General features: G+C 69.1%; 10 protein-coding genes. 2 read left to right on the plus strand and 8 right to left on the minus strand.

Annotated features, from left to right (window positions below; genetic code table 11):
- Nucleotides 1-82 precede the first annotated feature (82 nt).
- Entirely contained in the window at nt 83-1,552 is a 1,470-nt protein-coding gene (locus QMK34_RS44735; protein ID WP_326420929.1) for a peptide ABC transporter substrate-binding protein, read from the minus strand.
- Between the two features lie 106 nt (nt 1,553-1,658).
- Between QMK34_RS44735 and QMK34_RS44740 the strand changes: the two genes are divergently transcribed.
- On the plus strand, nt 1,659-2,993 hold the full coding sequence (locus tag QMK34_RS44740; RefSeq protein WP_326420942.1) for an LVIVD repeat-containing protein: 1,335 nt from the start codon (nt 1,659-1,661) through the stop codon (nt 2,991-2,993).
- 79 nt (nt 2,994-3,072) lie between these two features.
- Here the strand turns inward: QMK34_RS44740 and QMK34_RS44745 are convergent, their stop codons facing one another.
- The 7 genes from QMK34_RS44745 to QMK34_RS44775 all read right to left on the minus strand — a co-directional run bounded on the left by QMK34_RS44745 (nt 3,073) and on the right by QMK34_RS44775 (nt 12,237).
- Complete coding sequence (locus QMK34_RS44745; RefSeq protein WP_442785358.1) at nt 3,073-4,710, minus strand: glycoside hydrolase family 13 protein; 1,638 nt, start codon at nt 4,708-4,710, stop codon at nt 3,073-3,075.
- 47 nt (nt 4,711-4,757) lie between these two features.
- A complete protein-coding gene (locus QMK34_RS44750) occupies nt 4,758-5,678 on the minus strand; it encodes a carbohydrate ABC transporter permease (RefSeq protein ID WP_326420933.1) in 921 nt (306 codons plus the stop codon).
- A gap of 12 nt (nt 5,679-5,690) precedes the next feature.
- Entirely contained in the window at nt 5,691-6,662 is a 972-nt protein-coding gene (locus QMK34_RS44755; protein ID WP_326420935.1) for a carbohydrate ABC transporter permease, read from the minus strand.
- A complete protein-coding gene (locus QMK34_RS44760; RefSeq protein WP_326420936.1) occupies nt 6,640-8,019 on the minus strand; it encodes an ABC transporter substrate-binding protein in 1,380 nt (459 codons plus the stop codon). The genes QMK34_RS44755 and QMK34_RS44760 overlap by 23 nt, the downstream gene beginning before the upstream one ends.
- Before the next feature lie 122 nt (nt 8,020-8,141).
- Nucleotides 8,142-9,152 carry a LacI family DNA-binding transcriptional regulator gene (locus tag QMK34_RS44765; RefSeq protein ID WP_326420937.1) on the minus strand — a complete coding sequence of 337 codons (1,011 nt, stop codon included), beginning with the start codon at nt 9,150-9,152 and terminating at the stop codon, nt 8,142-8,144.
- Nucleotides 9,153-9,245: 93 nt separating this feature from the next.
- The gene (locus tag QMK34_RS44770) at nt 9,246-9,680 is read right to left on the minus strand and encodes a hypothetical protein (RefSeq protein ID WP_326420938.1); all 435 of its coding nucleotides are present in this window, start codon (nt 9,678-9,680) and stop codon (nt 9,246-9,248) included.
- A gap of 202 nt (nt 9,681-9,882) precedes the next feature.
- Nucleotides 9,883-12,237, minus strand: a complete 2,355-nt coding sequence (locus QMK34_RS44775; protein WP_326420940.1) for a discoidin domain-containing protein — start codon at nt 12,235-12,237, stop codon at nt 9,883-9,885.
- A gap of 142 nt (nt 12,238-12,379) precedes the next feature.
- Here QMK34_RS44775 and QMK34_RS44780 point away from each other — a divergent pair, with 142 nt between their 5' ends.
- On the plus strand, nt 12,380-12,964 hold the full coding sequence (locus QMK34_RS44780; RefSeq protein ID WP_326420941.1) for a hypothetical protein: 585 nt from the start codon (nt 12,380-12,382) through the stop codon (nt 12,962-12,964).
- Nucleotides 12,965-13,016: the final 52 nt, after the last annotated feature.

The following is a 13,016-nucleotide window of genomic DNA, read 5'->3' on the forward strand; positions in this document are numbered from 1 at the left end:
CCTTCTTGACTGTCCCTGAAGGCCACCATGACGGCGTTAGACGCCGGCATGGTGGCCTTCAGGGGCAATCGACAGGGGTGGGTCAGATGGTGATTTCGGCGAGGTTCACGTCGCCGAACGGGGTCGCGGTGACGTTGTGCGCGCGGTCGGTCCAGACCGCGTGGCCGTGGCCGGACCACAGCGGCGCGACGGGGAGGTCGCGCAGGAGCTGGTTTTCCGCCAGGCGGTACAGGCGGCCGCTCGCGTCGGCGTTCGCGGCGGTGTCGGCGGAGTCGAGGAGCTGGGTGAAACCGTCGGCCGTGTAGCCGGTCGCCTTGGCCAGCGCGGCGAGCAACTCGTGCGGGCTCGGGGAAGCCAGTGGCACGGTCAGCGTGTACGGCCCGTCGGTCGGCGCGGTGCCTTGGCGGGGCTTCGCCGTGACGTCCACGCCGAGCGCGGTGTGCAGCTGCTCGGCCAGTGGCTTCGCCCAGGTTTCGGCCTCCGGTCCGAAGTAGACGGTCGTCGCGCCGCTGAACGTCGCCTGGGTCAGCAGGGCCTTCGCCGCCGGGCCGTCGAACGAGCACGGGCGGCAGGTCCCGCTGCGCTCGCCGGGCGCGTCGGCCGGCGGGAGCAGTGCGCGGGCGGGGTCGATCTGGTGCGCCAGCGGACCCGCCTCCAGCGCGGCCCTGTCCACTCCGAGCGCGAAGCCGTGCCGCACGGTCGAGTCCTGGAAACGCTTGTCCTGCAAGGGGAATGCCAGATAAGTGACGTCCGGGAGCGGCCACGTCACGTGCCGGTCGGCGAACTCGGTGTGCATCGCGTCGTGCCGGTCGCCCGGCACCTCGGTCGCCAGGTCGAGCTTCCCGGCCTTGACCTCGTCGTACTGCGCGGCCGGGTCGCCGACCTTCAGGTCGATCTCTCGCGCCTTGCCGGGTGCGTCCGCGACCCGGATCAGCTTGCCGCCGCCGCCGGGCTGCCACGGGCCGTCCAGTTTGAACGGCCCGTTGCCGACTGGGCTCTTCGCGAACCCCGCCCAATCGTGCGAGGCGAGCACGGACGCGGGGAGCGGGACCAGGGACGGCGACGCCAGCATCGCCAGCGCCTGGCCCGACGGGTGTTCCAGGGTGAGCGTGACCGTCGCCGGACCGGGCGCCGCGATCTCCTTGACTCCCAGGGTGTTCCGCAGGAGATCCGACGCCGTCCAGTGCTCCCTGGTCACCGCGTTCCAAGTGTCCAGATAGGACTGAGAGGTCACCGGGGTGCCGTCGTGGAACTTCCCGCCCGCGCGCAGTTTCACCGTCCAGTGCACCTGGTCGGTGCTGGTGATCGACTCGGCCGCGCGCGGCGTGAGCTTGCCGGTGGTGGCGTCGTAGTCGGCGAGCGGCGTCCACAGCGCGCCCGTGACGAGTCTGCCCGCCTGGTCATGCACGTCGGCGGGCAGCAGCGTCGCCGGTTCGCGGAGCGCGGCCGTCAGCACGCCGGGCCGGGTGGGGGCGGCGGAGTCCGAGCAGCCGGACACCACGAGCAGGCCGAGGACGCCGAGGACGGGGAGGGCGGATACACGCAGGCGCATGGAGATGTCCTACCAGGTGAGCCATCGACCAAAGTCGGTTGTGTCCGGTTAATCGCTGCCTCTAGTGTGTAAGTGATCATTCTGGGAGGTTTGTGTGCGTAGTCGACTGCTCCGATCTTGCCTGGTCGCCACCACTGTGGCCATCACCCTCATCGCCACCGGGCTGCCCGCCGCGGCGTGCGGCGAAGACGACAAACCGGCCGCACCGGCCGCGCGCACGAAGGGCGCGCCGGGGGCGGTGAAGAACGTCGAGGCCGTCGGCAACGTGCCCGGCGCGGCCGGCGCCATCTCGATCGCGTTCCTGCAATACGGCCGCCGTGACGTCATGGTCGTCTCCGGTGAGTTCGGGATGAAGTCCTATGACCTGGCCAATCCCGCCGCGCCGAAGTTGATCGGCGAGCTCAGCCTGCCCGGCCTGTGGGAGACCGAGGACACCGAGGTCGACGCCGGTCGCAAGCTCGTGTTCCTCTCCCGCGACCCGCGCGCGTTCGCCGGGAACACCCACACGGGCGAGTCCGGCATCTACGTCGTCGACGTCTCGCGGCCGGACAAGCCGACGATCCTGAACTACGTGAAGGTGCCTGCGGGCCACACCACCAGTTGTGTGGACAACTGCCGCTACTTGTGGACGGGCGGCCCGGCGAAGGCCGACAACCAGCCCGCGGACTGGGGCGGCCGCCCCATCTGGGTGACCGACGTCCGCGACCCGCGTCACCCGAAGGTGTTCCCGAACCCGATCGAGCTGGCGCGCAACGACGGCAAGACCGACTACGTCCACGACGTCCAGGTCGACGACAACGGTGTCGCCTGGGTGTCCGGCCGCGGCGGTGTGCGCGGTTACTGGACCAACGGCATCCACCGCGACCCGGTGCAGGGCAAGATCCGCCGCGCGACCGCGCTGGACCCGGTGCCCTATGCCGGTGGCGGCGTAGACGAGACGGCCGCGCCGTCGAAGTTCATGCACAACAGCTTCCACCCGACGGGCCGCCGCGCGGCCGACGGCGCCGATCTGGCGAACTGGCGCGCGGGCGACCTCGTGTACGCCACCGAGGAGAGCTTCCTCGACGGCTGCGCGGGCGACGGCGTGCTGACGATCTCATCGCTGCAGGGCTCGTACAACGGCGAAGGCTGGCGCTCGACACCGGAGAAGCCGTTCCGGATGAAGAGTGTCGGCACGTGGAGCGTCGCGGGCCAGGAGGGCAGCGACCCGGCTTCCGACGACTGTTCCGCGCACTACTTCGACGTCCAGGGCAAGGTCCTCGTCCAGTCGTTCTACTCCCAGGGCACCCGGTTCCTCGACGTCAGCGACCCGACGAACCCGACTCAGATCGCGTACTTCCGCCCAGCCGACGCCAGCGCGTGGGCACCCTACTGGCACCGCGGCTACGTCTACGTCGCCGACAACGCCCGAGGCATCGACGTGCTGAAGCTGACCGCGTAACCCCTCCCGCGTGAGATGAACGGACCGGTTATGGCAAAACGCCATAACCGGTCCGTTCATCTCATCAGGGACGTGACCGTCAGGACGCCCGCAGCCACACGGCCGTGTCCGGCGGCAGCTGCCCGTCGGCGAGTGGCCCGCTGGTCAGCAGCACCGAGTCGTGCCGTGGCAGCGAAACCGGCGAGTCCGAGAAGTTCAGCAGGAACGCGAACCCCGGGTCCCGGCTGAAGCCCAGCACCCCGGCCAGTTGCACGAGCCAGCGCAGCTCGCCGTCACCGAGCGAGGGCTCGGCTTCGCGCAGCCGCAGGCCTTCGCGGTACAACGTCAGCATCGACGCCGGATCGGCCGCCTGCGCCTCGGAGGTGTAGCCCGCCCACTCACCCGGTTGGGGTAACCACGGCGAGCTCGCGCCGAAGCCGAACGGCGGCTCGGCGCCCGACCACGGGATCGGCACGCGGCAGCCGTCGCGGCCGGGGTCGGTGTGCTGGGTCCGCTCCCACACCGGGTCCTGGCGCAACTCGCCAGGGATGTCCTCGATCTCCCACAGCCCGAGCTCTTCGCCCTGGTAGACGTACAACTCGCCGGGCAGCGCCATCGTCAGCAACGCCGCCGCCCGTGCCCGCCTGGTCCCCAGCTCGCGGTCCACCGGCGTCCCGTGCAGCCGGTCGGCGAACGCGAAACCGGTGTCGCCGGGACGGCCGTAGCGGGTCACGTGCCGGGTGACGTCGTGGTTCGACAGTACCCACGCCGCCGGGGCGCCGACCTCGGAATGCGCGCGAAGGGTCCGCTCGATGACGTCACGGAACCGCCCGGCATCCCAGGGGCAGACCAGGAAGTCGAAGTTGAACGCCGCGTGCAGCTCGTCCTTGCGCAGGTACCGCGCCGCGCGCGACATGTCCGGCAGCCAGGCCTCGGCGACCAGGATGCAGTCACCGGGGTAGCCGTCGGCGATCTCCCGCCAGCCGCGGTAGATCTCGTGCACGCCCTCCTGGTCGGAGAACGGTGTTTCGTCGCCCGCCTCGACGTCCGGCAGGTCGGGGTCCTTGACCAGCCCGTCGGCGACGTCGATGCGGAAGCCGTCCACCCCGCGGTCGAACCAGAACCGCAGGATGTCCTCGAACTCCGCGCGGATCTCGCGGTTCGTCCAGTTGAAGTCCGGCTGCCGCGAGCTGTAGAGGTGCAGGTACCACTCGCCGGGTGTGCCGTCGGCCTCGGTCACCCGCGTCCAGGCCGGGCCGCCGAAGCGGGACTGCCAGTTGTTCGGCGGCTCGGCGCCGTCCTGCCCGCGGCCGGGGCGGAACCAGAACCGTTGCCGCTCGGCCGTTCCCGCGCCCGCCGCCAGCGCGGCCGCGAACCAGGGGTGCACGTCCGAGCAGTGGTTCGGCACGATGTCGATGATCACCCGCAGGTCGAGCGCGTGCGCCTCGGCGATGAGCTGCTCGGCCTCGGCGAGCGTGCCGAACGCCGGTTCGATGTCGCGGAAGTCGGCGACGTCGTAGCCGCCGTCGTCCATCGGCGATGGGTACCAGGGGGTGAACCAGATCGCGTCTATCCCGAGCTCGGACAGGTAGCCGAGCCTCGAGCGGACCCCGGCCAGGTCGCCGACCCCGTCGCCGTTGCCGTCGGCGAAACTGCGGATGTAGACCTGGTAGATGGCCGCGCCGCGCCACCAGTCCAACGCCTTGGCGTTGTCACTCACTTGCCCCGAAGCGGTCACTTTTGCTTGCCCCTCCACTGTTGTTGTACCCACGTGTTGTACCCACGTCAGCCTTTGACGCTGCCCGCGGTGAGCCCGGCGAGGATCTGGCGCTGGAACACCAGGAACAGCGCGATCATCGGCAGGCTCGCCAGCACCATCCCGGCCACCAGCAGATTCAGTGGCATGTCGATCGCCACCCGCTGCAGCATCACGCTGAGCGTCTGCTTCCCGGTGTCCGGAAACACCAGCAGCGGCCAGATGAAGTCCTTCCACGCGGTGACCACCGCCAGGATGGACACCACCGCCAGTATCGGCCGCGAGATCGGCAGGATGATCTTCCAGAGTGTGCGCACCGGCCCGGCGCCATCGATGCGCGCCGCCTCGATCAGCTCGTCCGGGATCTGGTCGAAGAACCGTTTGAGCAGATAGATGTTGAACGCGTTGGCCGCCGCGGGCAGCCAGATCGCGGTCGGTGAGTTGATCAGGTTCAGGTGCAGCAGCGGCAGGTCGGTCACCGTGACGTAGGTCGGCACCAGCAGCGCCGCCGCGGGCAGCATCAGCGTCACCAGCATCAGCCCGAGCACGGCGTTGCCGAACTTCGGGCGCAGCTTCGACAACGCGAACGCCGCTGGCACGTCGACGGCCAGCTGCACCAGCCACGCCCCGCCCGCCACCACCACGGTGTTGAGGAAGTACTTGCCGAGGTCCATCTGGTCCCAGGCCTCGCCGAACGTCTCAGGGTGCCATTCGTGCGGTATCAGCGTCGCCGGGGTCTGCGCGAGTTCGGGCGCAGACTTCATCGCGCCCGTCACCGCCCAGTAGAGCGGGAACAGGAACGCCAGCACGAACGCGACGAGCGTGCCGCCGAACACCACGAGGTAGACGGTCTTGCCACGTTTCGTGCGCAGCTGCGACGGCGAGACCAGCGTGCGCGACGCGTACTCCGCCGTCTTCTTCTTTTCCTTGCGTGCCAAGGTAACGGTCATGGTCGTGGCTCCCTAGCCCGCGTCCGCGGACTTCGTGAGGCGGGCGTACATCGCCGAGAACAGGCCCAGTGCCACGAACAGCAGCAGGCTCATCGCGCTGGCCGCGCCGAAGTCGTTGTAGACGAAGGCGTACCGGTAGAGCAGCAGCAGGACGGTGACGGTGGAATCGTCCGGGCCGCCGCCGGTCATCACGTACGGCTCGGTGAACACCTGCATCGTCGCGACGACCTGCAGCAGCAGGAGCACCAGCAGCACGAACCGCGTCTGCGGGAACGTCACGTGCCGCAGCCGCTGCCACATCCCCGCGCCGTCCAGTTCCGCGGCCTCGTACAGCTCGCCGGGGATCGTCTGCAGGGCCGCCAGGTAGATCAGCGTGGTGCTGCCCATGTTCGCCCAGGTGGACACGAACACCAGCGACAGCATCGCGGTCGTGCTGGAGTCGAGCCACTGCCCGCTCGGCAGCCCGGCCGCGTTGAGCGCCGAGTTGAACAGCCCCGGGCCGGGGTCGTAGAACCATTTCCACATCAGCGCGGTGACCACCGGCGGCAGCATCACCGGCAGGTACACCGCGAGCCGGAAGAACGCCCGCGCGTGCCGGATCTCGTTGAGCAGCACCGCGGTCAGGAACGGGACGAGGAAGCCGAAGATCAGCGCGAGCCCGGTGAACAGCAGGGTGTTGCGCCACGCGACGCCGAACAGCGGGTCTTCGAAGAGCTTCACGAAATTGTCGAACCCGACCCAAGAGGCGGGGTTGACGAAGTCGACCTGCTGGAAGCTGAGCAGTACCCCGCGCACGATCGGGTACCAGGAGAACATCGCGAAGCAGAGGATCGCCGCGCACAGCAGGCCGTACGCGGTGAGGTTCTCCCGGAGCTTGCGGCGCAGGCGGACACGGCGGCGGTCAGCAGGGGAGGTGACCGGGCGCCCGGCCCGCGGGGTCACCGCGGGCCGGGCGAGAAGGTCACTTGACCTGGGCGAGGACACTGTTGACCCTGGTCTCCGCCGAGGACAGCAGCTGGTCGATATTCGCGTTCTTGTCCGTCAGCACCGCCTGCATGACGCTGTCGAGCGCGGCGTAGACCTGCTGCGCGTTCGGCGGCTCGATGCTGCCCTTGAGCGAGACCGCGGTGTCCACATAGGACTTGTAGTTCTCCGCGGGCACGTTCGCGTTGGCCGCCTTGACCTTCAGCTGCTGCTCGCGCACCGCGCCCTGCCAGATGTCCGGGGTCGGCTCGGTCGGCAGGCCGACCGGCTGCTTGCCGTCGACGTACTGCTTGACGTGCTTGTCGAAGCGGTCCGGGTTGAGGTACTTCCACTGGATCCACTCGAGCCCGGCCTTGATCTTCTCCGGCGAGGCCTTCGGGTTGAGCAGGTAGCCCTCACCGCCGAGCAGCGTGCCCTGGCCGCCGGGCATCCCCGCGACGCCGTAGTCGGCGTACTTGCCGTTGAACTGCTTGACCAGCACCGGAACGTTGTCCGGCGCGGCCATGTACATGCCGAGCTGGCCGGCGCCCATCATCCGCTGCACGTCCTGGGCCTCCAAGAGCTGCTTGCTGCCCATGGAGTTGTCGTCCCAGCGCATCTGGTGCAGGTAGTTGAGGGCGGCCTTGCCCTTCTCGTTGTTGAAGTCGGCCTTCCACTTGTCGCCGTCCTGACGGGCGATGTCGCCGCCCATCGAGTACAGCCAGCCGGTCAGGTGCCAGCCGCCCTGGTTGTTCTTGCTGTAGTCGGCGTACCCGATGGTGCCGTTGCCGAGCGCGGCGATCTTCCTCGCGGCGTCGCGGACCTCGTCCCAGGTCTTCGGCGGGTTGTCCGGGTTGAGCCCGGCCTTGACGAACAGCGGGCGGCTGTAGACGAGCCCCATGGTGTAGTTCGCGGTCGGCAGGCCGTACAGCTTGCCGCTCGCGTCCCGGAAATTGTCCAGTAGTTGCGGCTGGATGTCGTTGACGTGCGGGACGCTCTTCGCCGCTTCGGTGATGTCGGCGGCCTGGTGCCGGGCGATGATCTGCGCCGGGTCGGTGAAGTAGACGTAGTAGACGTCCTCGAGCTGGCCGCCCGCGAGCTTCGCCGAGAACGTCTTGGGATCCATGAATCCCTCGTGCGGCTCGATGTCGATGTTCGGGTGCGACGCCTCGAACTCGGCGACGTCGGCGTCGAACACCTTGCGCTCGAACGGCTGCGTCTGCGGCGGCTGCCCGGTCACGCTGATCTTGACCTTGCCGCCCGCGGCCGGCGTGCCACCGGAATCGCTGCCGCAGGCGGCCAGGCTCAGGACGAGTCCACCTGCGGCAAGCAGGCCGATCGCCCGTCGGGGGACTCTGCGGGACCAGGAAGTGTTCATCTGACGCCTCTTCTCGCGGCCGCGACGGCTGTCACGTGATTGCGGTCACTCTAAAGTGTGAGACTGGAAGCCCGCAATAACCAGACGAAAATTTGCAAGTTACGAACAGAACGCGGTCACGCTCAGTCCCGCGTCAGTCGCGCAGTGGACCCCCGTACCACGAGCTCGGGCGCGAACAGCAGCTCCTCGGCCGCCACCTCACCGCCGTTGATGCGCTTGACCAGCAGTTCCACCACGGCCCGGCCCATCGCCTCGATCGGCTGGCGGGTGGTCGTCAGCGGCGGATCGGTGCAGTTCATCAGCGACGAGTCGTCGTAGCCGACGACCGAGATGTCCCCCGGCACGGACTTGCCCTGCCGCCGGGCCGCGCGGATGGCGCCGAGCGCGAGCAGGTCGCTGGCGCACAGGATCGCCGTCGCGCCACGGGGAAGCAGCCGGGCCGCGGCCGCGTGGCCGCCCTCGATGGAGAACATCCCGTGCTCGACCAGGACGTCCGACTCCGCGACGCCGAGCCTGTCCATGCAGACGAGGAACGTTTCGAGCTTGCGCTGCGACGGGACATGGTCGGTCGGGCCGAGGACGAGCCCGATCTTCTCGTGCCCGAGTGAGCTCAGGTGCCCGACGGCCTGCTCGATGGCGACCACGTCGTCACAGGAGACCTGCGGCAGGCCGAGGTGTTCGACGGCCGCGTTGATCAGCACCGTCGGCAGGTTTCGCTCGACCAGGTGGTGGTAGTGCGTGTGCACCGCGTCGGTCTGCGCGTACAGCCCACCGGCGAACACCACGCCGGACACCTGCTGCTGCAACAGGAGTTCGACGTACTCGGCCTCGGACACCCCGCCCGCGGTGCGGGTGCACAGCACGGGGGTGAAGCCCTGCTGGGCCAGCGCGTTGCCCATGATCTCGGCGAGCGCGGGGAAGATCGGGTTCTGCAACTCGGGCAGGACGAGCCCGACGAGACGGGCTCGCTCACCCCGGAGCTGGGTGGGGCGCTCGTAGCCCATCACGTCCAGCGCGGTGAGAACGGCGGTGCGGGTGCTGGCGGAAACCCCGGATCGGCCGTTGAGTACCCGGCTGACCGTGGCTTCGCTGACCCCGACCTTGCGGGCCACTTCGGCAAGTCGACGCGTCATGACCGCAATTATTACGCAAGTCAACGCAAAAAAGCGACTGTTTTGGCCGAGTGTCGCTCAACCGAGCACGCTTCCAGGCTAGCGGACACCTCGTCACCCGGTCGCGGAGTCCGCCATCCCGCCCGCCCCGGTCCGCGGGGCACCCCGGGGCACGACCGCGACCTGCTTGGGCACGGACTTCGGCAGCACGGTGAACGAGACCGTCACCGGCTGGTCGCCGCAGCGGAACGACACCGGGTACGAACCCGGCGCGACGTCCGTCACCACGGCGTCCGCGTGCAGGGCCCATGGCTGGTGGCCCTCGGCGTTCCTCGCGAGAGGCGCCTTGACACGTAAGGCTTTGCCGGTCAGCGGACTCGCGTCCGACTCGCAGGCCGCGGTGACGGACACCTTGGTGCCGGGACGCGCGCTGTTCGAGGTAAAGGCGAGCCACACCGGCGAAGGAGCGGTAGGCGTGGGCGGGACTGCCGTCGTGCTCCAGCCGAACAGGCCGAGAGCGGCGGCTGACGAGAGGATCAGAGCTTTCATGGCTACCTCGCGGCGATCTGTTGCCGCGGGGCGATGCGCCGTGGCGGCACTTTGCAGTTACTGCCTAGAGGCGTTTCAGCTGGTCGCGAGGTTGGCCGTGACACCGAAAGTGACACCGAAAGTGATACCGCACCGTGACACCGAGCTGAGGTGGAACCCGTCCGGCCCGGCCCCGGAGGGCGGAGACGGGCCGGACGGGGGCTCAGGACGAGTAGGCCTCGAACTCCGAGGCCTGCCCGGCGGGCCAGCCGGTGTTGCCGGTGAAGACCAGCCGCAGGTAGCGCTGCGAGGTGGCCGGGAAGGTGATGGTCGCGGAGTTCCCGGACGCCGGGTCGAAGGTGTAGCCGGAGGCCGCCTTCAGCGCCGAGTAGTCCGACCCGTTTGTGCTGCCCTGGACCGCGATGGTCTGCGTCCTGGTGCCCCAGGCGCTCGACGGCGGCAGCTTGACGACGATCTTGCTCACGGACAGCGCGCTGCCGAGGTCGACGGTCAGCGACTGCGGGAACGCGTTGTTCGCGCTCTCCCAGTAACTGCCGGTGTCACCGTCCACCGCGCGGTCGGCCGGGAACCCGCCCTGCGCGCCGCTCGCGCTGATCTGCTTGTGCAGCGCCAGATTCCCGGTCGGCGGAGTCGTCGGGGTGGTCGGCGTGGTGGTGGGCGGGGTGGTCGGTGTCGTCGTTCCGCCGCTGTCGCCGCCGTACACCGGTGTCGGCCAGGAGCCGCAGAACGTCGTGCTCCAGCCCGAGTTTCCGCCCTGGTCGACGAGTCCCTGCAGGGCTTCCGGGCCCTGGCAGTTGTAGACGCCCGCGCGGCCGATGCCGGTGGCGACCACGTTCTTCACCGTGCCGGTCGGCTTCGACTGCAGCTGCCACGCGAACGTGCCCGCGCCGGCGATCTTGATGTTGGTGAAGTGGATGTCCGTGGTGTTGCCGTCGATGAACTGGATGGCCTCGTAGTTGCTGTCCAGCAGGTCGTTGTCGGTGACGTCGATGCGCCCGGTGATCGCCGAGTCGCGGCCGTCGAACCACAGCGCGCCGACGCCGAACTGCCAGTTCGAGTCGAGCACCCCGGCACGGATGGTCGTGTTGCGCGCGACCGTGGTCGTGCCGGACACCGGCACCGCGCTGAACCGGTTGGCGACGTGGATGCCGCCGCCCTGGTCCTGGGTCTCGGACACGACGTTGTCGGACACGACGTTGTCGTGGCCGCCGTAGATCGCGATGTTGTTGGCCAGGATCGGCAGGACCACGGTGTTGAACGAGAACGTGTTGTGGTGGTCGGCGTCCTTCTCCGCCCACATCGCCAGTCCGTCATCACCGGTGTTACGCAGGAAGTTGTTGGTCACCAGCACGTTGCTGATGCCCTGGTGCAGGTTCAGCCCGTCGGCGGTCTGGTCGAGGATGCGGTTGTCGCGCACGGTCAGTCCGTCGAACGGTCCGTCCAGCCACAGCCCGACCTTGGTGTGCTGGAGCCACAACCCCTGCACGACCGAGCCGCCGCCCAGCGCGCCGCCGATCGCGTTCGACTGGTCGCAGTCGACCCGCTCGGTGACCTCGCCGATGATCGCGAAACTGTACAGCTTGACGTTGCCGCTGGTCGAGCCCTTGGTGCCGCCGTTGCCGCAGCTGTCCGGCTCGCCCTTGCCGAAGATCCCGGCGCGGCTGCCGCGCAGCTCCGAGTACCACTGGCCCGCGCCGCGGACGGTCACCTGGTCGACGGTGATGTGGTGATTGAGCACGAACGTCCCCTGCGGGATCCACACCTCCTTGCCCTGGCTCTTCGCCGCGGCGACGGCGGCGTCGAACGCGCCCGCGTCGTCGGAGGCGTCACCCGAAGTGGCGCCGTAGTCGGTGACGGACAGGGAGTTCGCCGGGCGGGCGCCCGGCGCGGCGACCTGCTCGAAGTCGGCGAGGTCGACGGTGGCCGGGGTGACGTCACCGGCGTCGACCTGCAGCTTGATCTTCGTCCCGGCCGGGTAGCTGGCGCCGAGCAGCGCGCGGGTCTCGTCGTAGAAGTGGTGGCCCTTGCCCGCGCCGGGGTCATTGGTGAACGGATACGAGCCGTAGTACCAGCTGTAGCGCGAGGTCAGGCTCAGGTCGCGGTTGTGGGAACCGTTGACGTACAGGGAGATCGTGCCGTTGACCCCGGTGCCGTTCGAGGAGTCCGGCAGGCTGTAGCGGACGTCCACCGAGTTGGCCGCCGCGCCGAGGGTGAACTCGACGTACTGACCCTGGCCGGACAGCGTGACGGCTTTGCGTCCCGAGGCCTCGCCCGCCAGCGTCCCGGCGGCGCGGTTGGGGCCGATCACCGTGCCGTTGGTCGCGGCGCTCTCGGCTTCCTGTTCCACGAACGGCACGGTCGCCCCGCGTCCGGCCACATCGAGGGCCGAGGACGCAAGAACCGTCGCGGCCTGCGCCGGGGTCGCGGGTGCCGCGCCGAGCGTGATCGCGGTGACGCCGGCGATCGCCAGCGCTGCTGCCGACAGCGCGCCGATTCTGCGTTTCCGGTTGTTGGGTAGCGGTTTCTGGGGCGCACTGAAGACACGTGTTGGGGACACGGGGGCAGCACTCGCCTTCCTGGGCTTGCGTGCGTGAGAGGAGACCTTGTGACCTGGATCATAGAAAGTGTGTACCCGGTTTGCAATAGTTGAACCGACTTACGCAAATTTGCGACAGCGGGGCACGGGTATCTTCGTGCCCATGCATGCCGACGACCTCGACGCCGCCCTCGCCAGCCTCGCCGCCACCCTGCGGCCGGCGGCCGCACGGGACTGGTCGGCCACCACCGGCACGGGCGGCCTGGACGGCTGGCACACCGCGGAGCACCTCGGCGACTGCCTGTTGTCCTACGCTGCCCAGCTCGTCGCGCGACCGGAGAAGAGGTATGTGCGCTTCCTCGCCGCGGTGGACAACGACGCGTCGTCGGCCGAAGCACTGGAGTTCGCCTTGGCCGGTGGGGGAATCCTGGCCGCCGTGGTGCGGACGACGGCGCCGGAGATCCGTGCCCACCATCCCACCGGCAGGTCGGATCCCGCGGGTTTCGCGGGGATGGGCTGCGTGGAGGTGCTGATCCACGGCGAGGACATCGCGCGCGGCCTCGGCCGCACCCTCGATCCGCCGCGCGACACCTGCGCACGCGTTCTCGCCCGGATGTTTCCTCACATCGGAGACGTCTCCGATGTCGATCCGTGGACGGCGCTGCGGTGGGCCGCCGACCGAGCCGAACTCCCTGGCCGCGAGCGCCAGACCGGCTGGCGCTGGCGCGGTGCGCCACTGGACGAGTGAGTCTCGCGCGACTCGTCGACGAGTCGTGGTCTCTCGCGAACCAAGACACCAC

Origin of the sequence: Amycolatopsis sp. H20-H5 (assembly GCF_035828755.1) — a bacterium.
GTDB lineage: Bacteria > Actinomycetota > Actinomycetes > Mycobacteriales > Pseudonocardiaceae > Amycolatopsis.